This window comes from Apibacter sp. B2966, assembly GCF_011082485.1.
GTDB lineage: Bacteria > Bacteroidota > Bacteroidia > Flavobacteriales > Weeksellaceae > Apibacter.
This window is the reverse complement of the sequence record NZ_CP049714.1, coordinates 1882415-1903963: the sequence shown is the minus strand read 5'-3', so window position 1 is coordinate 1903963 and position 21549 is coordinate 1882415. Positions and strand designations below refer to the sequence as shown.

Sequence of the window (21549 nt, the reverse complement as noted above, 5' to 3'; positions counted from 1 at the left end):
CTTTTCACTATCTTCTTTTTTGAAATGAATAAATTAAATGGAATACTCCCGGAAGTATAAAAATACTTCCTAATATTAATGCCCATGCTAGCATTGCAATAGTTTTATGTATATATTGGTCTTCAATCAAAGATAGAGTACCCTGTTTTAATATAACTAAATTAGGATAATGCTGGTAGGTTACCGCAAACAATATGGTTAATACCTGAAATCCTGCTAATACTCTTATCCAAGAATATTTCTTTTCTTTCAATGCATATAGAGTTCCAAAAACAGAAACGGTTGCTAAAATTACCGCAATCCATCCGACTGTTTCCCCAAATATCCATTGAATTAAAGGAACATGTGAAAAATAAGCACATACAAATACTAAACCTCCGGTAACTATCACTACAAATAAAAATATAGTAAGTTTTTTAGATAAATATTCACGATCATCAAAATTTTTAACTTGAGACAATGAATAGGAAACAGCCAAATATCCACAAATACTGCAAGTGAAAACACCAAGCGCACATCCAAACGGAGTAAGCCAACTCCATATATAAGCATTCATAAAATCGGTAGGTTCTACATCAATAGTTCCGGAAACCGTTGCTGCTGCTATAATACCTAAGAAAAAAGGTGTGATTACACTGGAATATCTAAATATTTTATTATAAACAAATTGCCAATGATCTTTAACCGCATCGTAATTTCGAAAAGAAAAGGCAGTTCCCCTGGCAATTATACCTATAAGCATTAATAGTAAAGGTATATGTAAATAGGTTGATAGTACCGAATAAATATCAGGAAACCCTACAAAAAGAATTACAATTACAATGATCAACCACATATGGTTAGCTTCCCATACGGGACCCATTTCTTCATACATGATTTTTTCAATTCTTTTTTCATTTTTGTGTTTGCTGAATAATTCTAAAATTCCAACTCCAAAATCTGCACCTCCTAATAGTAAATACAAAGCGATCGCTGTCCAGAGGAAAAAGATTACTACATATAAATAAAACATACTCTACTTCTTATTAGGTTTATAATTCTTATCCGTTGCGTCATATAATATAGGAACCATTTTCATTTGCCTATATAAAAGGAAAATTACAATGGCTGATAATGAAATAAAAATAGCTGTGAATAAATAGAATGAATATGCTATTCCGGGCATAGGTGTTACGGCATCAGCAGTCCTCATTACTTTATAAATAATCCACGGTTGACGTCCAACTTCCGTTACGGTCCATCCTGCCTCCAGCGCTATATATCCCAAGGGGGTAGCTATTACAAATAATTTATAAATCCATTTTTTTGTAAGCCACTTTTTAGTTTTGAATCTTGCCAATAAATAGATAACCGCCAATATCATTAATGCCACACCTAATATAATCATGATTTGAAAGGAATAATGGGTAATTGCAACGGGCGGTCTATCGTCTTTGGGAAAATCAGTGATTCCTTTAACCGGATCTTTTACATTTCCATAAGCTAAAAAACTTAATAAACCGGGTATTTTTATAGCATAATCAACTCTTTCTTCCTTTTCATTTACAATACCTCCTAAAATAAATGAGGCCGGGGCTTCTGTATGGAAGTGTGCTTCCATGGCCGCCAACTTTTCCGGTTGTCTTCTGCTTACATCTTTCGCAGAGATGTCTCCACTTAAAGGTTGAATCAAAGCTGCAATACATGCACAAGTGGCAGCAATTTTAAATGCTTTACTATGAAATTCGATATTCTTTTTCTTTAAAATCATGAATGCATGCATACCGGCTACGGCAAATCCGGTAGCCACAAATGCGGCTATTATCATATGTAATGCCTGAGAAAACCAAGCATCATTAAACATTGCCTTTACAGGGTCTATGTTTATATAGTTTCCGTTAACATAGTCGAACCCTGCGGGACTATTCATCCAAGCATTAGCTGCTAAAACCAGTATACCTGATGACAATCCGCTAATTCCAACTAATAATCCTGTTAACCAGTGAAACCAAGGGTTGAATTTATTCCAACCGTAAAGAAAGAATCCTATAGCTATAGCTTCTACGAAAAAGGCAGTACCTTCTAAAGAAAAAGGCATTCCAAAAATTGGACCTGCATGTTTCATGAATTCAGGCCATAATAATCCTAATTCAAATGAAAGCATAGTACCTGAAACCGCTCCGGTTGCAAATAATATTGCGATTCCTTTACTCCATGCTTTTGTTAGACCTTTGTATACTTCATCTCCGGTCTTTAAATATTTATAATGTGAAATTGCCATAAAGAAAGGCATAACCATACCTATACATGAAAATATGATATGGAATCCTAATGAAACTGCCATCTGCGATCGAGCAGCAATAAAATCATTCATCGAAAAAACAAATTAAAGAGTGCAAATTTATAATAATTCTTAACTTTTAAAATCATTTAATAAAAAGTTTTACTATAAGTCATAATTTATTTTATCATTATATAACAATAATTTAATTAAGATATTTATATAATTATATTTTTTTAGCATAATTATCATAGCTGCTTTCACTTATTATAAAAAACATCACATATTCATTATTGTTAAACAAATCATTATTTTTTATTAAAAAATTATGCCGAAAATTTAGAATTACTAATTAAAATCTTATTTTTTGAGGTTAAACTTCAAAAAAAAGAATTTTCAACATCAATATTTAGTTGTAATTTGATTTTAATTATTGAGGTTCAATTAATTTAAAATTCACTTTAAGTAGGCATGGTTATAATTTATTAAAATAAATGGGCTTAGCGCTTAAAAGAAGGAGGATTTTACTTATTATTTAATTTTTTATTTACAATGAGATAACACTAAGAGCTATTAAAAGAATTAAAACCATTCAGTTATGAAACTTTATTTTGAATATTAAAGTTTCCAATTATATATGTTACTAATATTATTATTTTTCGAATGTCAAAATAATTTACTCATTTTTAGACAAATAGTTTCCCGGATTTTTTTTGAATTCTTCCTTACAATGTGAACTGCAAAAACCATATAATTTACCTTGATAATTTAAGGTATCTTTTAAATTTTCATGGGTAGACATACTACATACAGGATCTACTTCATTCACAACTTTTACATTGGAGAGTATTTCTTCTTTGCTTGTATCCTTATTATTCTTAAGCTCACAAGAAGTCATCCACATCATTACAATTATATTGAGTGCGATAAATTTTATATTTTTTTTCATTAGTTATGAATTTTAATTTTAAAATATGAAGTTTTAATTTGAACTCCATAATCGAGCTAAATGTATGAAATCTTCTACAGATAATTGTTCGGCGCGTAGATTTAAAAATTCATGGGATTCAAGATGTTGAGGAATGTTTAAAACTTTTAATGCATTTCTCAGTGTTTTTCGTCTTTGATTAAATCCTGCCTTTACTAATTTAAAAAAGAATTCATCATCTATACCCTCTATTTTATCTCTATATCGTTTTAAGCGTATAACTGCCGATTTAACTTTGGGAGGTGGTGTAAATACGTTTTCATGAACAGTAAATAGGTAGTCTACATTATAATATGCTTGGGTTAGAACGGATAGTATACCATAAATTTTATTTCCTTTTTGAGCGGCAATTCTTTCTGCTACTTCTTTTTGAAACATTCCAACCATTTCAGGTATTTTATGTTTATTTTCTAAAATCTTAAAAACAATTTGTGAAGAAATGTTGTAGGGAAAATTACCAATTACAGCAAAATTATCTGAAAATAATTCCTCAAATTCTAACTTAAGAAAATCACCTACGATATTGTTTTCCAGTTGAGGATAATTTATTTTTAAATAATCTACAGATTCCTTATCAATTTCAGCAACATATACTTTCACCTGCTTTTGAAGTAAAAACTGAGTCAGAACTCCCATACCCGGACCAACTTCCAACACTAAGTCATACGGATGATAGCTTAATGAATCTACTATTTTTGAGGCGATATTCTGATCATTTAGAAAATGTTGCCCTAAATGCTTTTTAGGTTTAACTTTCAATTGTATCTTTATTTTAACAATAATTTATATCCAAAATTACACTAAAATAAATGAAGTTTTTATATTTTAGCGAATATTTAATAAAAATATGGCCAATAAAACAGACAAGCTAAATAAGGGAAGATTGCGTTCTTCTAACATTACTGTAGTCATCAGTATTTCTTTAGTCTTATTTTTAATTGGAATCATTGGCATGATTATAATTAATGCCAATTCTTATATTGATTATTTGAAAGAACAAATGGTGATTGAAGTTTTCTTTAAAAACGACAGAAACAAAAATAATCTAATTAAAAACGAAAAAGCCCAACTAAATTATCTTGACAGTATTCAAGTAAATCCTTACGTAAAAAAGGCTAAGTATATATCTAAAGAACAAGCAACTTACACCGCAAAAAAAGATTTAGGAGTTGACTCTCAATCTCTTTTCGAAGAAGATATATTTCCGGCTTCCATTACTATCGCTTTAAAACCGGAATATACTGATTCCGTACATATTGAAACTATAAAAAAGCAAATTCAAAAAAATGTTTTAGTTGATGAGGTAAAATCCGACAGTAATTTATTGACTCAGATGAATAAAGGAGTTAGAAAAATTACCTTAGGTATTTCCATACTCGCCGGTATTATCTTATTAATTGCCATTTCATTAATTAATAATTCCATTCGATTGAAAATTTACGCTAAAAGATTTATAATCAAAACCATGCAATTAGTGGGTGCAAAGCGTTTTTTCATTATGAAACCCTTTTTAATTCAATCGGTAATTTTAGGAGCCATAGGATCTGCAATAGCCTTAGTTCTTTTATTCGCCGTAAATTATATGCTTATCCGATATAATATTCTTCCGCCAATTGTAGATTATTCTAACCATATTATCTTGTCTTTATTTATTTTGCTTATTGGAATTTTGATAACAACGGTTAGTACATGGTTTGCAACTTGGAGATATTTAAAACTTAAAATTGATGATCTATATTATTCATAATTCTTAAATTGGCTGAAAATTTAATTTTATGAAAGATCAACCATCAAAAAATATATATTCTGAATCTGATAAACCTTTTTTATTTGGAAAAAAAAATTATACATTTATGTTTATCGGTTTGAGTTTAATTGCTCTAGGTCTTATTTTGATGACAGGACCGGATGCGAATACTGTAAATGGAGTTTATGATAAGAATAACTGGAACGAAGATATTTTTAGTTTCAGAAGAATTCGACTGGCCCCAATTCTTATTGTTCTTGGGTTTTTAGTCGAAATTTATTCAATCATGACTTATTCTAATCCAAAAAAGAACTCTAAATGAATACGTTAGAAGCGATCATTATTGCTATTGTTGAAGGTCTTACAGAATATTTACCTGTTTCCTCCACTGCCCATATGATTTTTACCAGTTCCATTTTAGGAATACAAGAAAATAACTTTGTAAAAATGTTTGAATATTGTATTCAACTGGGCGCAATCTTAGCAGTTGTTGTTTTATACTGGAAAAAATTTTTCGATTTTAAAAGATTAAATTTTTATTTGAAATTAATATGTGCTGTAATTCCTGCTTTAATTTTAGGTAAATTATTTAATGAAAAAATTGATGCTATTTTAGAAAAACCTATTCCTATTGCCATCGTTTTAGTTGTTGGGGGATTTATACTTCTGTTTGTAGATCGTTTTTTCAAAAATCCTACTATACTTAAAGAGGAGGATATTTCAATTAAACAAGCTGTAATTATAGGTTTTTGGCAATGTTTAGCAATGATGCCGGGTACCAGCCGATCTGCAGCCTCAATTATTGGCGGAATGCAACAAAAATTAAGCAGGGAGGTTGCCGCTGAATTTTCTTTTTTTCTGGCAGTTCCAACTATGCTGGCGGTTACTGTATATTCTCTTACATTAAAAACATGGGAAGAAAATGGAATCAGCATGAAAGGGTATGAACTATTGGCTTCAAATAGTAATCAAATGTGGCTTTTTATTTTAGGAAACCTTGTTGCCTTTGTAGTAGCAATTTTTGCTATTAAATTTTTTGTTGGAGTGATTAAAAAATACGGATTTAAAATTTGGGGCTGGTACAGAATTATTATAGGTTCTTTATTATTGATATATTTTATTTACTTCCAAAAAGCCTAAAATTTTGAGTTTTATTTATTAAATATTTACTTTCAATTTAAAAAAGTTGAATTTAAGATTTTATGTTTATTTAAATACTATATAGTTCTACTACTTCGCATTAATATTTAACTGTTTTTATTTTTCTATATTTTAATAGTAAATTAAATATTTTGTATGGGATAAACACAATTGCTTATTTTAGTTTAAATTTATACCTTATTAAAAACCAAATATAATCTTCAAAAATTACCTGACGTTCGATATTCTCAATAATCACACTTTATTATAATTTATTTTTCAGTTAAGGAATGTAATTTGCATTCATAAATTTAACAGATGTTATATATTTTTTGAGTTTATAAATATCTTATAATATAATAAACTATATACAAGATAAAGCTTAAAAAATACTTTTTAATTAATATTATCATAAATTTACCAAAAACTAATAATAATGTCAATACACTCGGAATTTAAAAAGATAACTACTGAAACTTTCAAAAAAATGAAAGTTTCGGGAGAAAAAATATCTATGTTAACTGCTTATGATTACACTATGGCAAGTCTTGCAGATGAAGCCGGAATAGATGCTATTTTAGTTGGCGATTCTGCAGCTAATGTAATGGCAGGATATGAAACTACGTTACCTATAACGTTGGATCAAATGATTTATCATGCCCAATGTGTATCAAGAGGAATTAAAAGAGCTTTATTAGTTGTAGATTTACCTTTCGGTACCTACCAATCCGATCCTTTACAAGCTTATCATTCTGCCGTTCGAATTATGAAAGAAACCGGTGCTTCCGCAATAAAAATGGAGGGAGGAATTGAAATAAAAGATTCTGTAGAAGCCATTGTTAAAGCCGGTATTCCTGTTATGGGACATTTAGGTTTAACTCCTCAATCCATTCATCAATTTGGATCTTTCAAGTTAAGAGCGAAAGAAGATGCCGAAGCAGATAAATTAATTTCCGATGCTAAATTATTAGAGGAAATAGGGTGTTTTTCACTAGTATTAGAAAAAATACCGGCTCAATTAGCAGAAAAGGTAACCAATGAATTAGATATTATTACCATTGGTATCGGTGCAGGAAATGTTACTGATGGTCAAGTTTTAGTTATTCATGATTTACTAGGCTTAAATAAAAATTTCAAACCTAAATTCGCCAGAAAATATTTACATCTTCATGAACAAATTGTTGAAGCCGTTTCAAATTATGTTCAAGATGTGAAAAGCCAAGAATTTCCAAGTAAAGAAGAAAGCTTTTAAATTTTTCACCTATTTAAGGATATAAAATTTTAGTGTCCTAAATTATTGGAATTATTTTTTTAAAAATATGCTTACTGAAAATCAAATACTTTTTGAAGATAATCATATCATCATTATAAACAAAAAAGCCGGTCAGCTCGTTCAAGGAGATAAGACCGGTGATATTTCATTATTGGATGAAGTAAAATCTTATATTAAGCAAAAGTATTCCAAACCCGGAAATGTTTTTGCCGGACTTGTTCATCGCATTGATCGTCCTACTTCCGGCATTGTTATATTTGCTAAAACGAGTAAAGCCCTTACTCGATTGACGGAAATGATCAAGAAAAGAGAAATTAAAAAAACATATTGGGCAGTAGTAAAAAAAAATGAAATTCCTGAAACACAAAGGTTAGTTCATTATTTAAAGAAGAATGAAAAGAATAATAAGGCAATTATTTTTAATACATCGAGTGCTCAAAGCGGTTCCAAAGAGGCCATTCTAACTTATAAAATAATAAAAAAATCTGACCATTACCTATTATTGGAAATCGATTTGGAAACAGGAAGACATCATCAAATACGAGCACAACTCAGTGCAATTAAATGTCCAATCAAAGGAGATCTAAAATACGGTGCTGATCGTTCCAACTCTGATGGCAGCATTCATCTATTAGCCAGAAAAATTGAATTTATTCACCCCATTAAGAAGGAAAATATTGTACTGGAAGCTCCTGTTCCGGAAAATGATAATTTATGGAAAAGCTTTGAAAATTAGAGTTTTTTAAAATATAAATATACAGTACTCATATTGTAAAATCCTGAAAATATATACGCTAAACCGGTTGCCATTGCTGCTCCTGCTATTCCATAGTGAGGAATCAAAAATATTCCTACAATTAGCTGAATAATAATAGCTCCTACGGAAGCAAAAATATTGTTTTTTAGTAACCCTAATGCTGCTGAAATATTTCCAAAAGGAATCAATACGAGTAAAGAAAAAACCGAAGCAATCATAAGAATATAAAAGGCCGTATTTGCCTGATAATTACTTCCAAATAATAAATTAATTATAAAATCTCCAAATAAAAAAAATACCGATATAAACAAACTTCCCAAACCAAAAAAAATTATAAAATAATTTTTCATATAAGTTTGAAAATACTTTTTGTTGTTAAAATTCTTTACAAATTTAGGATAATCTGTTACTATAAACATTTGAGCAATAAAGAATAAATTAAAAGGAATGATAGATGAAATTCTATATTCTGCAATACTAACTGCCGAAAGAAAATATCCTACCATAAAAGTATCTATCGATGAAATAGAAGAATGTAAAAAATTAGCTACGGAACTACCTATTGAATACTTCCAAAATTCTTTTTTAGATACGGGAAGTTTTGCACTTTCTTTAGACTTACTATATTTCCTAAGGAAGCAATAAAAAAAAATACATGAAATGGATAATGAAACAACATATCCATAAACTCCAAATATAAAGCTGAACAATAAAGAAACTACTAATGTGCTAACATTAAAGACCATATCCGTCATTGCATATCCATAATTATTATCTCGTATTTGAAAATCTATGCGTATTTGATAAAAAAAGGAAAGACTGACGAAACGTAAGCTCAATAGTAATGAAATTATTATTAGATAGTTATATTTTGTAGCAAACAACAGGCAAATAATAAGAAATAAAAATATGGTGATACTATTGAGCTTATTACCTACTTTAAAATTATAAATACTTAATATATCCTTTTCCTTATTGTCGGAAACTAATGAGCCGTAACGAAGTAATGCATTTTGACTTCCCATATTTATAAAGGGCATAAGAAATGATAAAATGGACAAGGCTAATGTAACCGATCCAAATTCCTCTTTGGTAAGAATTCTAACTATAAAAAACGAATTACTTACCATAGCCAATTTACTTACTACTTGAGACATAGCAATATATCCTCCTTTATTTTTTTGGAATTCAAGTAAAAAAGATGATAAACTTTTTATCATTGGTAGTATCTATTTAGTGTATTTGAGCATAACATTCATATATATTTGATCCATTTTTTTGGCTATACTTTTTATACTAAAATGTTTTTCCGAAAATTGATGCATAACGTCGGCTTCATCAAATTCTACTTTACCCGTAATACATTTTTCCATTGCTTCATACAATTGATCCTCATTACCTTTTTCTATAAGAATCCCAAAATTTTCAGGAAATAACTCAGAAATTCCTCCTACCTTAGTCGAAATTACCGGTAAACCGCACGAAAATGCTTCATTAATTACACACGGTTGACTTTCAGTATTACTAAACATGACTAATAGATCCGCATTCTTCATTTTATCCGAAACCTCAACTTCAGATAAAGAGTCAAAAGTAAAAATGTATTCTTCCAGCTTATTATTTTTTATAAATTCTTTTATATGAGTATTATCTCCATCCCCTCCTATTTGAAGTGTAAATCTATATCCTGAATCTGCTAATCTTTTGGCTACATTTAAAATACCTGTAATATTCTTGTATTCATTGATTAAATTCGAAATATGAAGAAATTCATTTTTTTTCGTTTTTATATCTAATGGTTTAAAAATTTCCGTATTTACCACATTTGGAACTATATTAAATTTCCCCTTAATTCCTTTATTTTTCATGTTTAACTCCAAATCTTTAGTTACGGGTATCAGACAACTTGCTTTAGAACAAATCAGTTTCATTAGTAGATAATAAAGTTTGAAAGACAGACTAGAATTGTTTGTGAGCCAACGCGACCAGTGTTCTGTAACTACAAAATTTATGTTCTTCTTCATTTTAAAATAATAAGCAAGAATAGCATAATAATGTAAGACATGAATATGAAGTAAATCTACTTTTTCTATTTTCCGTAAACCTTTTATATAGGCTTGACATTTTTTTACGTAGTTAATGAGTTTATAAGAACTTCCTTTATAATAAATTTTTAAAATAAATAAATTTTTTTCTTTATCCGTAGCAAGTTCAAATTCATTTTTTAACTGTTCATCTCTTTCAACATAAAGAATACTTACCTTATGTATTGTTGCAACCGCTTGAGCATGTCGTAAGATAAAATTACCATTTTTAGGATTTTTTCTGGAAGGAAACCAATAAGGTAAAAAAAGAATATGTAATTTTTGTCGCATCAGTAAAAGAGAACAAACTACAAATATATTATTTTTATCCAGATAATTAATTTATTATTTTTGTTAGTTAAAATGACTAAACGAAAAAAAGTATTAGTTTCTGTAATTAATAATATAGCTACGGATCAAAGAGTAGAAAAGGTTTGCAATTCCTTATATAAAAATGGTTACGAAATTTCAATTATCGGTACTAATTTATATGGAAAGCCCCCATTAAATAGACCCTATTCTTTTCACCGTTTCCATCTTGCCTTTCAAAGAAAATTTTTATTATTTGCGGAATTTAATTTTAAATTATTCTGGAAACTATTATTTAAATCCGATAAACATACCATATTATTAGCTAACGATCTGGATTCTCTTTTACCTAATTATTTAGTTTCAAAATTTAAAAAAATTCCTTTAGTCTTTGATAGTCATGAAATATACTCTGAGCTGCCCTCCATACAAGGTAGATATGCTCAAAAACTATGGAGAAAACTGGAAAAATATCTTATACCCAAAATTGAATATTTTTATACCGTTAGTGAAGGATATGCAGATTTTTTTGAAGAAAGATACAGCAACCGCCCTATTATAATTAAAAATGTTCCAATCATCGCCACTGTATCTGACAAGAATAAAAATATTCATACTAAATTACCTGAAACCCCATGTAGTAAGAAAATTATAGTATATCAAGGAGCCATTAATTTCAGCAGAGGTATTGATAAAATGATAGAAGCCATGAAATATATTGAAAATGCACAATTATGGATTATTGGTAATGGCCCATTAAAAAACACATTCGAAAATTTATGCAAAGAATTACGTTTAGATCATAAAATTTATTTCTTAGGAGAAATTTCACCTGAACAACTAAAATTAATAACTCCTAAAGCTGAGTTAGGGATAAGTCTGGAAGAAGACGGGGGCCTAAGTTATCGTTATGCTCTCCCCAATAAAATATTTGATTATGTTCATGCTAAAATACCCGTTCTAGGAACGTATCTCCCGGAAATAAAAAATATGATAAATGAAAATCAAATTGGTGAAGTTATTACCAATCATTCAGCGATTGAAATTTCAGAAAAAATAAAATTATTACTTTCTAAAGGAAAAAAACATTATGAAAATAACTTGGAAAAAACTTCAATAAAATACAATTGGGAAGCACAGGAATCAACCTTGTTAAATATTTTCAATCAGGCGAGTAAATAACACAAATACCCTATTTTGTATAACTGAAAAATTTTTAAATCTGCATTTTCGGACAATAAATTCTTTTTCATTAAACCACGATTTTTTTTAAATAAATAGGTAACGAATTTAACGCCGTTCACCTTTTTTATTTGAAAATATACTTTTGCTAGTCTGATTTTTTTACATAGTATTTCATCATGTTTTATTAAACTTGATAAATTTTTTATAGCTTCTTCTGTTTTGTTTAAAAATATATGGTTCGATTCAATTCCCTCATGATAAACAGGATTTTCAATTAATTCAAGTTTAATAGTATTTGCTTCTAAGGTTAACCCAAACAATGTATCTTCATATCCATAATTGCGTTCTAAAACAGGAAAAGGAATGGAGTGAAAAATACTTTTTCTAATCATTACATTAGCTGTTTTTAGATAAAGATAAATTGAGTTACCAGAATTTTTTTTTAGAGAAGTTTCTTCATAAGTAACTCCGTATTTCCAACGTAAAGAGCTCTGAATAGTTTGTTCCAAATTCCTCCTATATAATATAGTCCCGCTTAAAACCTGACTTTCACAATGAATGGATGAAACAAAAGTTTTAAGATACGATGAAGTAGCCGGTATAACATCGGAATCCATGAATACTAACCATTCATAGTTAGCTTTTTGTGCTAAAAAATTACGGGCTTTAGCTCTTCCTAAATTTTCTTCGGAAATGATATAAGTAAGATTGTTTTTTGCACAAAATAATTGATTACTTTTAGTGATTTCATGATTGACAGAGGCATCATCAAGAAAAAGTACCTCATAGGGTACGTTTAATTCTGATCCTTGTTTTACCAATTCTTTACCTAAATTTATAATAGAATAATTATAAACCGGAACAAGAATTGAAATCATAGGAGTTTAAAAATTTCAATTAATATAATTTAAATAAAAAGATCATTGGAATCACCATGATAAATCTTTCCATTTTCACATTTAATAGTTTTTGCAGGAAAGTTCTTAATCATCGAATAATCATGAGTAGCCATTAATATGGTACAATTATTTTGTTGTGCAATGCCTTTAAGTAACAGCATAATCTCATTAGAAGTTTCAGGATCCAAGTTTCCGGTCGGCTCATCTGCCAAAATTAAGGACGGATGATTTAATAAGGCTCTTGCGATAGCTACCCGTTGCTGTTCACCTCCGGAAAGTTCATGCGGCATTTTATGTTTTTTTGTTGCCATTCCAACACTTTGTAAAACCTCCTCAATTCTTTCATTGATGGCATACGCGTCTTTCCATCCGGTCGCTTTTAAAACAAACAATAAATTCTTTTCTACACTCCTATCCGTTAATAATTGAAAGTCTTGAAATACAATACCTAACTTCCTTCTTAATGTAGGAATTTCACTATCTTTCAAGGAAACCAAATCAATATCAACTACTTTCCCCTGCCCCTCAAGCAAAGGAATATCTCCATATAAAATTTTTAACAATGAGCTTTTCCCACTACCTGTTTTACCAATAAGATAATAAAATTCACCCTTTTCTAAGCTCATGTTAACATGACTTAGAACTAAAAAGTTTTTTTGATAAATATTAGCATTTCTTAAGTACAAAATAGGCTCACTCATTAGTAAAAGTTGTATAAGTATTTATAAAAGAGAATTAATTTTCACAAAAATAACAATTTAAAATATATTGCTTATTTTACTTCATTTTAAAGTTTTGTTAAAAATAGCTTATATGACTATTTTTAACTATTTTTGATTGAGAATTAATTTTTAATAATGAAAAATTTAATATTATTTATTGCAACTGCGCTGCTGCCTTTTACCGGAGTATTTGCTCAAAAACATGCAATTAATGAAGAGTACATGGATAAGAAAGTAAGACCGCAAGACGATTTTTATAACTATGTTAACGGAAATTGGATGAAAACTACTCAAATTCCTCCTGACCGTTCCAGATGGGGAAGCTTTGACCAATTACGTGAATTTACAGATTCTGTATCACTTACGATTCTAAAAAAATCAAATAATAAAAATTATCCTAAAGGTTCTGAAGGACAAAAAATTAAAGATTTGTTTAGTTCATTCATGGATATGGATGCTAGAAACAAACAAGGCATAGCTCCTATTCAACCTTATTTAAAAAAAGTGGACCGGGTTAAAAACCTTACGGACTTACAAAATTTACTTATCGAGTTCACTCCGTTAGAAATGAATCCTTTTTATGAATACGGCGTTCAATCCGATTTAAATAACAGCAATAAAAATGCGGTATATTTAGGAGATGTAAGTTTAGGTTTGGGAAGAGATTATTATCAAAAAAATGATGAAAAATCCTTAAAAACATTACAGGATTATACAATCTATTTATCAAAATTATTAAAGGTAATCGGACACAAACAACCGGATAAAACCGCTTCCGCTATTGTTGCTTTCGAAAAACAATTAGCTTCTAATCTCTTAACAGTAGAGCAAATTAGAAACGCGCAACTTCAAAATAATCCTTATTCATTTACAAGTTTATCTGAATTATCCAAAAATATAAATTTAACGGATTATTTGACAAAACTGGGAGTACGTGTAGATACAGTTATTATTCCTGAAAAAAAATATTTTGAAAACCTAGATAATAATATTACTCCACAAAACCTTTCATTAGTAAAAGATTATATAAAAATAAATATTGTTAGATCTGCAGCCAATAGCCTAACCAAAGAATTGGATGATATAAACTTTGATTTTTACAATAAAACATTGGGAGGACAATCAGAGCAAAGATCAATGGAAAAACGCGCTCTTGCAAGTATCAATTCTTTAGTAGGAGAAGCATTTGGTAAACTATACGTAGCTGAAGTATTTCCGGAAGAAGCTAAGAGAAACGCTAATGAATTGATTGAATATCTAAAAAAATCTTTTGCCATCCATATTAATAATTTAACTTGGATGTCTCACCCTACCAAACAAAAAGCATTAGATAAGCTAAACAAGTTTACGGTTAAGATCGGATATCCGGATAAATGGAAAGACTATTCTAAACTAGAAATAAAATCTGTAAAAGAAGGTGGATCTTATTTTCAAAATAAATTAAATGCTATTGTATTTAATTACGAGAGAGATAAAGACAAAATAGGTAAACCGGTTGATAAAACCGAATGGCTGATGTCTCCTCAAACAGTAAATGCCTATTATAATCCTTCTTATAATGAAATTGTATTTCCGGCAGCTATTTTACAGCCTCCATTTTATGATTATAAAGCAGATGCAGCAATAAATTTTGGTGGAATCGGAGCCGTAATCGGTCATGAAATATCTCACGGATTTGATGATAGCGGTTCTCAATTTGATGGAGATGGAAATTTAAAAGATTGGTGGACACCTGAGGATAAAGAAAAATTTGAGAAAGCTACTCAAGCACTTGAAAAACAATATAACTCTTATGAACCCATTCCGGGTCTACATATAAACGGAAAATTAACATTAGGTGAAAATATAGCCGATTTAGGCGGAGTTGCCATTGCTTATGATGCCTTACAAATTTATTTAAAAGAAAAAGGTAATCCCGGTAAAATTGATAATTTTACACCGCAACAAAGATATTTTATATCTTGGGCAACCATATGGAGAACCAAATCCAAGGAAGAAGCTTTAGTTAACCAAATTAAAACAGATCCACATGCTCCGGGTTATTATAGAGCGATTGCACCTCTAGAAAATGTTGAAGGCTTTTATAAAGCATTTAATGTACAAAAAGGAGATAAAATGTTTAAACCTAAAAAAGAAAGAATTATTATTTGGTAATTATGGATCTAAAAGAACTTTTGAAAAAAAGCTCGGCAACCCTTCTGGATGTAAGAGAAAAAGAAGAATTAATTAAAGAAGGAAAAGTAGAAGGAGCTATTTTAATTCCTATGAATGAGATACCATCTAAAATAGAAGAAATTCGCAACTTTTCTACCCCACTTATAGTATTTTGCAGATCAGGAATACGATCCGAAAAAATAGTTAACTACCTCAAAAAAGAAGGATTTAATGATATATATAATGGCGGTGGATTTAAAGAAATTAATCAATTGTTAAATTCCTAATTTATCCTGAATTTATACTTTGGCAAAATATTTGAGATAACGCTTTAAAAGTTAAAAAAGGCTTATAAAAGCTTAAAAATTTAATTTAATATAATATATGAAAAATTTAATTAAAATTAGTATTACCAGTTTATTCTTATTATTTTTAGGTACTACATTTCAAAGTTGTAATTCTACCAAAAATGTTGCACAAAAAGTGGATGATAAAGAATTACAAATTAAACTAAGAGGTACATGGTATCTAACTTCTATAGACGGTACGTTAGCAACAAATTCATTTAAAGGAGAAATTCCTACTTTAAATTTTGACTTTGATAAAAACAGAACCAATGGTAATGCAGGATGCAATCAATATAACGGTTCCTTTGCTCTAATTGGTAATGTATATAATCCTAGTCCAATGGTTTCAACTCTTATGGCTTGTCCTGAATACAACCAAGAGCCTAGATTTTTAGAATTAATGGGTAAAAGAAGTACCTTAGTATTTACTAATTACACTTTACAATTTGTTCAAGATGGTAAAGTAGTACTTGAATTTGCTCCGTTAACAAAATAAGTAAATACTAGTAAGATACAGCAAACTATATAAATAAGAGTGTATTTTTCACAAAAGCACTCTTATTTTCTTTACATCTAAAAAAAAGTTATATATTTGCTGCTCAATACATAATAATCATTAAAATAATATTGGCATGTATCTAACATCAGATGTAAAAAAAGAAATTTTCGCTAAACACGGTAAAGATGAAAAAAATACCGGTAGCGCTGAAGGACAGGTAGCTTTGTTTACCTTTAGAATTAACCATTTAACACAGCATCTTAAAAGAAATCATAAAGATTTCAATACTGAAAGAGCTTTAGTGGCATTAGTGGGAAAAAGAAAAAAATTACTTGATTATCTAAAGAAAAAAGATATCAACAGATATAGAGCAATTATTGCAGAATTAGGTATTCGTAAGTAAAAGAAATTATAAAGAGGCAATTTATCAATTGCCTCTTTTATTATCTTTTGAAAAAAGCACGAAAAGAAAAAAGTTTAATTTAATAAGTTATTCATTTTATATATTTTAACACACTGAGCACTGAATTCCATTAATCTTTATTATTTTAATGGACTTGAGTGTTCTCTGGTGTTTTCCTATTTAAGATAAGTAGCTATTTTATCAACACTACCTTTTCTTTTTGCTTTATTATATATTTATTAACAAATTTTTTATTTTTTATGGAGATTCCAAAAGCAATTACAGAAAAAATTGTCTTGGATGATGGAAGAGAAATCATCTTAGAAACCGGAAAACTTGCTAAACAAGCAGATGGCTCTGTGGTAGTTACATGTGGTGGAACCATGTTATTAGCAACAGTAGTGGCTGCAAAAGAGGCTAATCCCGGAGTAGATTTTCTACCTCTTACAGTGGATTACAGGGATAAATTCTCAGCCGGAGGACGTATTCCGGGTGGATTTATGAAAAGAGAGGGAAGACCAACGGATGAAGAAATACTAACCATGCGATTGGTAGACCGTGTTCTACGCCCTTTATTTCCCGACGACTTTCATGCCGAAATACAGGTAATGATTCAACTTATTTCGTACGATGGCTCCATACTTCCCGATTCATTAGCAGGACTAGCGGCTTCAGCAGCTATAAGCATCACTGATATTCCTTTTAACGGACCAATTTCTGAAGTTCGAATTATTCGCCATAACGGAAAGTACATCATTAATCCGAGCCTTGCTCAAATGGATGAAGGATTTGATCTTGATATAATGGTGGGTGCTTCCAAAGATTCAATTGTTATGATTGAAGGAGAAATGAGTGAAATTTCTGAAAAAGATATGATCGATGCAATTTCAGTAGCTCATGAAGCCATTAAAAAACAAATTGATGCTGAAGAAAGATTAGCCGCTAAGGTTGGAAAATCTCAGCCTAAAAGGGAATATTGCCATGAAACTCATGATGAAGAATTAAGAAGTGCTATTACAGAATTTTCTTATCAAAAAATTTATGATATAGCCAAAACACCTTCTGAAAAACATGAGAGAAGCGAAAAATTTGATGCTGTTTTAGAAGAATTTTTATCAAGATATACTGAAGAAGAATTAGAAGAAAAAAAATCTTTAGCCGCTACTTATTTTCATGATGTACAAAAAGACGCTGTTAGACAACTTATATTAAATGAAGGCATTCGTTTAGATGGTAGAGACACAAAAACTATCCGACCTATTTGGTGTGAAGTTAATTACCTTCCGGGATCTCACGGATCAGCCATTTTTACACGCGGTGAAACTCAATCATTGACTACTGTTACCCTAGGTTCTTCATTGGATGCCAATCGAGTGGACAATGTAATATCTCAACACGAAGAAAAATTCTATTTACATTATAATTTCCCGCCATTTTCAACCGGTGAAGTTAGACCGGTAAGAGGGGTTTCTCGTAGAGAAATAGGTCATGGTAATTTAGCTCAAAGAGCCTTAAAATATGTTATTCCAAAAGATTCTCCGTATACTATACGTGTTGTTTCCGATATTTTAGAATCTAACGGTTCTTCTTCAATGGCAACTGTTTGCGCAGGAACATTAGCATTAATGGATGCGGGTATTAAAATAAAGAAACCTGTATCCGGTATAGCCATGGGGTTAATCACTGATAAGGAATCAGGCAAATGGAGCGTTCTTTCTGATATACTTGGAGATGAAGACCATTTAGGAGATATGGACTTTAAAGTAACCGGTACTGCTGACGGTATTACCGCTTGCCAAATGGATATTAAAATTCAAGGGTTATCTTTTGAAATTATGGAAAAAGCTTTGAATCAAGCGAAGGAAGGACGTTTACATATTTTAGGTAAAATATTGGAAACCATCTCCGCTCCTAATGATCATTTGAAACCCAATGCACCTAAATTGGTATCTTTGGAAATTCCTAAAGACTTTATTGGCGCTGTTATCGGACCCGGAGGAAAAATCATTCAACAACTTCAAAAAGATACAGACACTGTAATTACGATTGAAGAGAGTAATGATGTAGGAAAAGTTGAAATATCGGGAGTTGATCAAACCAAAATTGATGAAGCAATTGAAAAAATTAAACAAATAGCTTTCGTTCCTGAGGTTGGAGCTACTTACAAAGCTAAAGTGGTTTCAATAAAACCTTTTGGAGCATTTGTTGAGATTTCTAAAGGTGTTGAAGGATTGGTTCATATTTCCGAGTTAGAATGGAGACGTTTGGAAAAAGTTGAAGATTCCGTTAAGCTTGGAGATATCATTGAAGTGAAATATTTAGGTGTAGACGATAAGAAAAAGATTAAACTTTCAAGAAAAGTCTTATTACCCAAACCTGAAAAAAAGGATTCTGAAAGTAAAAAATAATACTTTATAATAAAATAATAAAAAAGGTTGAAAATAATTTCAACCTTTTTTTATTTAATTCATTGAATGAAATATATTTTATAAAAATCAGATTTTACCTACTTTTTTTACGCATATTGGTAAAGTCCTTATTTTCAACTACTTATTATTTCAGTAAAATATTTAAAACTATAGTATTACTAAAAAACTGAAATAATCCGACTAGTTCGCATCTTAACTATATATCTTGAAACTTATAATTAAAGTATAAGATATTTAGTAATTGCAATACTTATAATTATAATAATTTATATTTTTATATTTTAGTTTCTTTTTCATGAAAGAATATAGGCCCATATTTATAAGTTTACTTAAATTTTTCTCTGTTTATTTAATTTTAACAGCACTCTATTATTGGTATCTTACTTATTATCAAAATGACCTGGCGACCTGTGATATTTATACTTTTAACGTTGCTAAACAATCGTCTTGTTTACTCCAATGTATTGGTATTACAAGCAAGGCGATCCATATAGATCATGAAAATTTCATGCGTTTTTATATCAATAATAAATTTGTCAGCATTATAAATGAGGGGTGCAATGCTTTGTCGGTAATTATTCTTTACCTATCGTTTATAATAGCTTTTGCTAATTCTTTCAAAAAAACCTGTATTTATCTGGTTATAACTATCTTATTTATATACTTAATAAACATTGTAAGGATAAGCTTTATTAATTATATATTTTATTATTATCCGCAATATGGAAAATTCAGCCATGACTATTTATTTCCATCAATTATATACGGATTGATCATTATATTATGGATTGTATGGATTAAATATTTCATATTTAAAAAGAAATAAAAATATGAAAAAAACAGGTAAAATTATTGGAATTCTACTAAGCATACTTGCTTTAATTTTGGTACGAAAATTTGAAACCTCTTTGTTTTATGATCCTCTACTCTTATTTTTTAAACAAAAAGATTTTAATCATCAAATTCCCCCTGAATTTAATCTCATAAAACTTACGACGTTTCTTATCTTTCGATACGGATTAAATTCTTTTATAACGCTTGTGATTATATATTTATGGTACAATGATAAAAAAATAACGAAAGTATGTTCCTATATTTTAGGTATTGGATTCCTTATTTTTATATCCCTTTATTTATTTTCCTTACTAACCAATTTTAGTTTGGGTTACATGCCAACATTTTATATAAGAAGAGTTTTAATTCAGCCTATATTTTTACTATTGCTTATACCCGCAATATATTATTATAAGAATTTACCCTCTAATTCCCGTTAGGAGTATCGTTATTGGTTGTTGTTTCTTGATTTTGTAGCTTATTTCTCATAACTTCTCTTTCGGCTTCTCTAGCTTTTCTCTTTATACTTTGCGTTTTACTGCTATAACCGCCAATAGCACCTAATATGAGACCTATTCCGGAACCGGCCAATAAACCAATAACTAATGTAATTGTTAAAAAGGGTTCTTTTGATCCATTACATTGGATGTACCCTAAGGCTATTCCCAGGATTAAAAATAGAATACCAATAATTATTGAACTTTTCATTATTATAATATATTTTAGATAATAAATTTATGAAAATTTATTTATTTGAGTTTAAATTCTGCCTTACCACTTCGTATAAAAAGGCGCCACAAGCTACAGATACATTTAAAGAATCCGTTTTACCGTAAATAGGCAGCTTTAATTTTGCATCAGAATTTTTAAGCAGATCCCTTGAAATTCCTTTTTCTTCATTTCCTACAATAACAGCTAACGGAAGTTCCAACACTTCATCATATAAATATGTATCTGTTTTCTCAGTAGCACTAACAACTTTTATACCACTAAGCTTTAAAAACTCCAATACTTTTAATAAATTCTTCTCCTTGCAAATTTTTAAATTGTAAATAGCTCCTGCAGATGTTTTAATAGAATCCGAATTGATTGGAGCCGAACCTTCATCAGGAATAACTATGACGTCAACACCAACAATTTCTGCTGTTCTGCAAATTGCTCCAAAATTTCTAACGTCAGTTAAATGATCTAAAATAAGGACCAATGGCATTTTCCCGTCATCAAACAATTGAGGTATAACATCCTCAATTGAAAAAAATTGTACCGGTGAAAGAAAAGCACATACACCTTGATGATTTTTACGGGTCAATCGATTCAATTTTTCAATCGGAACATACTTAACACGAATTCCCGCTTGTGAAAATTTCATCTTCAAGACTTTAATATTATCTCCTAATAAACCATTTTGAATAAATACCTTATCAAAAGTTTTTCCTGCCTCTAAAGCCTCCATAACAGGCCGTATTCCGAATATAAAATCTTTTTCCATATTTTTAATGAGGGTAATTTATAAGTATTT

General features: G+C 29.7%; 23 protein-coding genes. 13 read left to right on the top strand and 10 right to left on the bottom strand.

Annotation, left to right across the window (positions count from 1 at the left end; translation table 11 throughout):
• Positions 1 to 7 precede the first annotated feature (7 nt).
• The 4 genes from G8C43_RS08155 to rsmA all read right to left on the bottom strand — a co-directional run bounded on the left by G8C43_RS08155 (position 8) and on the right by rsmA (position 4007).
• On the bottom strand, positions 8 to 1012 hold the full coding sequence (locus tag G8C43_RS08155; protein WP_166005328.1) for a cytochrome d ubiquinol oxidase subunit II: 1005 nt from the start codon (positions 1010 to 1012) through the stop codon (positions 8 to 10).
• Positions 1013 to 1015: 3 nt separating this feature from the next.
• Positions 1016 to 2353: a cytochrome ubiquinol oxidase subunit I gene (locus G8C43_RS08150; RefSeq protein ID WP_160542420.1), complete on the bottom strand. Its 1338-nt coding sequence runs from the start codon at positions 2351 to 2353 to the stop codon at positions 1016 to 1018.
• A gap of 583 nt (positions 2354 to 2936) precedes the next feature.
• Positions 2937 to 3209 (bottom strand): YHS domain-containing protein, encoded by a 273-nt coding sequence (locus tag G8C43_RS08145; protein WP_160568062.1) that lies wholly within the window; start codon positions 3207 to 3209, stop codon positions 2937 to 2939.
• Between the two features lie 33 nt (positions 3210 to 3242).
• The gene (gene rsmA, locus G8C43_RS08140) at positions 3243 to 4007 is read right to left on the bottom strand and encodes a 16S rRNA (adenine(1518)-N(6)/adenine(1519)-N(6))-dimethyltransferase RsmA (protein WP_166005326.1); all 765 of its coding nucleotides are present in this window, start codon (positions 4005 to 4007) and stop codon (positions 3243 to 3245) included.
• An 88-nt stretch (positions 4008 to 4095) separates the two neighbouring features.
• Here rsmA and G8C43_RS08135 point away from each other — a divergent pair, with 88 nt between their 5' ends.
• From G8C43_RS08135 to G8C43_RS08115, 5 genes are all read left to right on the top strand, one after another.
• On the top strand, positions 4096 to 4995 hold the full coding sequence (locus G8C43_RS08135; RefSeq protein WP_166005324.1) for a cell division protein FtsX: 900 nt from the start codon (positions 4096 to 4098) through the stop codon (positions 4993 to 4995).
• Between the two features lie 28 nt (positions 4996 to 5023).
• Complete coding sequence (locus G8C43_RS08130; RefSeq protein WP_166005323.1) at positions 5024 to 5317, top strand: DUF3098 domain-containing protein; 294 nt, start codon at positions 5024 to 5026, stop codon at positions 5315 to 5317.
• Positions 5314 to 6135, top strand: coding sequence for an undecaprenyl-diphosphate phosphatase (locus G8C43_RS08125; RefSeq protein ID WP_160542423.1), 822 nt, complete (start codon positions 5314 to 5316; stop codon positions 6133 to 6135). Before G8C43_RS08130 ends, G8C43_RS08125 begins: the two co-directional genes overlap by 4 nt.
• Before the next feature lie 436 nt (positions 6136 to 6571).
• Positions 6572 to 7387 carry a 3-methyl-2-oxobutanoate hydroxymethyltransferase gene (gene panB, locus G8C43_RS08120; protein ID WP_160542424.1) on the top strand — a complete coding sequence of 272 codons (816 nt, stop codon included), beginning with the start codon at positions 6572 to 6574 and terminating at the stop codon, positions 7385 to 7387.
• Between the two features lie 67 nt (positions 7388 to 7454).
• Positions 7455 to 8144, top strand: coding sequence for an RluA family pseudouridine synthase (locus G8C43_RS08115; protein WP_166005322.1), 690 nt, complete (start codon positions 7455 to 7457; stop codon positions 8142 to 8144).
• Here G8C43_RS08115 and G8C43_RS08110 read toward each other — a convergent pair.
• Both G8C43_RS08110 and G8C43_RS08105 read right to left on the bottom strand, forming a co-directional pair.
• The gene (locus G8C43_RS08110) at positions 8141 to 9385 is read right to left on the bottom strand and encodes an oligosaccharide flippase family protein (RefSeq protein WP_166005321.1); all 1245 of its coding nucleotides are present in this window, start codon (positions 9383 to 9385) and stop codon (positions 8141 to 8143) included. The two genes, G8C43_RS08115 and G8C43_RS08110, sit on opposite strands and share 4 nt — an antisense overlap.
• Positions 9386 to 9394: 9 nt before the next feature.
• Positions 9395 to 10540, bottom strand: a complete 1146-nt coding sequence (locus tag G8C43_RS08105) for a glycosyltransferase (protein ID WP_166005320.1) — start codon at positions 10538 to 10540, stop codon at positions 9395 to 9397.
• 72 nt (positions 10541 to 10612) lie between these two features.
• Between G8C43_RS08105 and G8C43_RS08100 the strand changes: the two genes are divergently transcribed.
• Positions 10613 to 11740 (top strand): glycosyltransferase, encoded by a 1128-nt coding sequence (locus G8C43_RS08100; protein ID WP_166005319.1) that lies wholly within the window; start codon positions 10613 to 10615, stop codon positions 11738 to 11740.
• On the opposite strand, the gene G8C43_RS08095 is transcribed toward G8C43_RS08100, so the two are convergent.
• Together G8C43_RS08095 and G8C43_RS08090 are read right to left on the bottom strand one after the other, a co-directional pair.
• Positions 11725 to 12621 (bottom strand): glycosyltransferase family 2 protein, encoded by an 897-nt coding sequence (locus G8C43_RS08095; RefSeq protein ID WP_166005318.1) that lies wholly within the window; start codon positions 12619 to 12621, stop codon positions 11725 to 11727. The genes G8C43_RS08100 and G8C43_RS08095 overlap by 16 nt on opposite strands.
• A gap of 29 nt (positions 12622 to 12650) precedes the next feature.
• Positions 12651 to 13343 carry a cell division ATP-binding protein FtsE gene (locus G8C43_RS08090; protein WP_105297116.1) on the bottom strand — a complete coding sequence of 231 codons (693 nt, stop codon included), beginning with the start codon at positions 13341 to 13343 and terminating at the stop codon, positions 12651 to 12653.
• Positions 13344 to 13499: 156 nt separating this feature from the next.
• On the opposite strand from G8C43_RS08090, the gene G8C43_RS08085 reads away from it, so the two are divergent.
• The 7 genes from G8C43_RS08085 (at position 13500) to G8C43_RS10070 (ending at position 20470) form a co-directional block, all read left to right on the top strand.
• Positions 13500 to 15518, top strand: a complete 2019-nt coding sequence (locus G8C43_RS08085; protein WP_166005317.1) for a M13 family metallopeptidase — start codon at positions 13500 to 13502, stop codon at positions 15516 to 15518.
• Positions 15519 to 15520: 2 nt separating this feature from the next.
• Positions 15521 to 15805: a rhodanese-like domain-containing protein gene (locus G8C43_RS08080; protein WP_160542430.1), complete on the top strand. Its 285-nt coding sequence runs from the start codon at positions 15521 to 15523 to the stop codon at positions 15803 to 15805.
• Between the two features lie 97 nt (positions 15806 to 15902).
• On the top strand, positions 15903 to 16361 hold the full coding sequence (locus tag G8C43_RS08075; protein ID WP_105297113.1) for an META domain-containing protein: 459 nt from the start codon (positions 15903 to 15905) through the stop codon (positions 16359 to 16361).
• A 136-nt stretch (positions 16362 to 16497) separates the two neighbouring features.
• Positions 16498 to 16767 carry a 30S ribosomal protein S15 gene (gene rpsO, locus G8C43_RS08070; RefSeq protein WP_105297112.1) on the top strand — a complete coding sequence of 90 codons (270 nt, stop codon included), beginning with the start codon at positions 16498 to 16500 and terminating at the stop codon, positions 16765 to 16767.
• Positions 16768 to 17027: 260 nt separating this feature from the next.
• A complete protein-coding gene (pnp, locus tag G8C43_RS08065) occupies positions 17028 to 19175 on the top strand; it encodes a polyribonucleotide nucleotidyltransferase (protein ID WP_166005316.1) in 2148 nt (715 codons plus the stop codon).
• A 316-nt stretch (positions 19176 to 19491) separates the two neighbouring features.
• Entirely contained in the window at positions 19492 to 20022 is a 531-nt protein-coding gene (xrtF, locus tag G8C43_RS08060; RefSeq protein ID WP_166005314.1) for an exosortase family protein XrtF, read from the top strand.
• Between the two features lie 4 nt (positions 20023 to 20026).
• The gene (locus G8C43_RS10070) at positions 20027 to 20470 is read left to right on the top strand and encodes an exosortase F system-associated membrane protein (protein ID WP_166005312.1); all 444 of its coding nucleotides are present in this window, start codon (positions 20027 to 20029) and stop codon (positions 20468 to 20470) included.
• Here G8C43_RS10070 and G8C43_RS08050 read toward each other — a convergent pair.
• Together G8C43_RS08050 and rlmB are read right to left on the bottom strand one after the other, a co-directional pair.
• Entirely contained in the window at positions 20457 to 20738 is a 282-nt protein-coding gene (locus G8C43_RS08050; protein ID WP_160542434.1) for a hypothetical protein, read from the bottom strand. The two genes, G8C43_RS10070 and G8C43_RS08050, sit on opposite strands and share 14 nt — an antisense overlap.
• Positions 20739 to 20775: 37 nt before the next feature.
• The gene (gene rlmB, locus G8C43_RS08045) at positions 20776 to 21519 is read right to left on the bottom strand and encodes a 23S rRNA (guanosine(2251)-2'-O)-methyltransferase RlmB (protein WP_166005310.1); all 744 of its coding nucleotides are present in this window, start codon (positions 21517 to 21519) and stop codon (positions 20776 to 20778) included.
• Between the last annotated feature and the right edge of the window lie 30 nt (positions 21520 to 21549).

Bases quoted from the DNA above. Each gene is read 5' to 3' on its own strand.
- G8C43_RS08155 (WP_166005328.1), bottom strand. From the start codon at position 1,012: ATGTTTTATTTATATGTAGTAATCTTTTTCCTCTGGACAGCGATCGCT.
- G8C43_RS08150 (WP_160542420.1), bottom strand. From the start codon at position 2,353: ATGAATGATTTTATTGCTGCTCGATCGCAGATGGCAGTTTCATTAGGA.
- G8C43_RS08145 (WP_160568062.1), bottom strand. From the start codon at position 3,209: ATGAAAAAAAATATAAAATTTATCGCACTCAATATAATTGTAATGATG.
- G8C43_RS08135 (WP_166005324.1), top strand. From the start codon at position 4,096: ATGGCCAATAAAACAGACAAGCTAAATAAGGGAAGATTGCGTTCTTCT.
- G8C43_RS08130 (WP_166005323.1), top strand. From the start codon at position 5,024: ATGAAAGATCAACCATCAAAAAATATATATTCTGAATCTGATAAACCT.
- G8C43_RS08125 (WP_160542423.1), top strand. From the start codon at position 5,314: ATGAATACGTTAGAAGCGATCATTATTGCTATTGTTGAAGGTCTTACA.
- panB (WP_160542424.1), top strand. From the start codon at position 6,572: ATGTCAATACACTCGGAATTTAAAAAGATAACTACTGAAACTTTCAAA.
- G8C43_RS08115 (WP_166005322.1), top strand. From the start codon at position 7,455: ATGCTTACTGAAAATCAAATACTTTTTGAAGATAATCATATCATCATT.
- G8C43_RS08110 (WP_166005321.1), bottom strand. From the start codon at position 9,385: ATGATAAAAAGTTTATCATCTTTTTTACTTGAATTCCAAAAAAATAAA.
- G8C43_RS08105 (WP_166005320.1), bottom strand. From the start codon at position 10,540: ATGCGACAAAAATTACATATTCTTTTTTTACCTTATTGGTTTCCTTCC.
- G8C43_RS08100 (WP_166005319.1), top strand. From the start codon at position 10,613: ATGACTAAACGAAAAAAAGTATTAGTTTCTGTAATTAATAATATAGCT.
- G8C43_RS08095 (WP_166005318.1), bottom strand. From the start codon at position 12,621: ATGATTTCAATTCTTGTTCCGGTTTATAATTATTCTATTATAAATTTA.
- G8C43_RS08090 (WP_105297116.1), bottom strand. From the start codon at position 13,343: ATGAGTGAGCCTATTTTGTACTTAAGAAATGCTAATATTTATCAAAAA.
- G8C43_RS08085 (WP_166005317.1), top strand. From the start codon at position 13,500: ATGAAAAATTTAATATTATTTATTGCAACTGCGCTGCTGCCTTTTACC.
- G8C43_RS08080 (WP_160542430.1), top strand. From the start codon at position 15,521: ATGGATCTAAAAGAACTTTTGAAAAAAAGCTCGGCAACCCTTCTGGAT.
- G8C43_RS08075 (WP_105297113.1), top strand. From the start codon at position 15,903: ATGAAAAATTTAATTAAAATTAGTATTACCAGTTTATTCTTATTATTT.
- rpsO (WP_105297112.1), top strand. From the start codon at position 16,498: ATGTATCTAACATCAGATGTAAAAAAAGAAATTTTCGCTAAACACGGT.
- pnp (WP_166005316.1), top strand. From the start codon at position 17,028: ATGGAGATTCCAAAAGCAATTACAGAAAAAATTGTCTTGGATGATGGA.
- xrtF (WP_166005314.1), top strand. From the start codon at position 19,492: ATGAAAGAATATAGGCCCATATTTATAAGTTTACTTAAATTTTTCTCT.
- G8C43_RS10070 (WP_166005312.1), top strand. From the start codon at position 20,027: ATGAAAAAAACAGGTAAAATTATTGGAATTCTACTAAGCATACTTGCT.
- G8C43_RS08050 (WP_160542434.1), bottom strand. From the start codon at position 20,738: ATGAAAAGTTCAATAATTATTGGTATTCTATTTTTAATCCTGGGAATA.
- rlmB (WP_166005310.1), bottom strand. From the start codon at position 21,519: ATGGAAAAAGATTTTATATTCGGAATACGGCCTGTTATGGAGGCTTTA.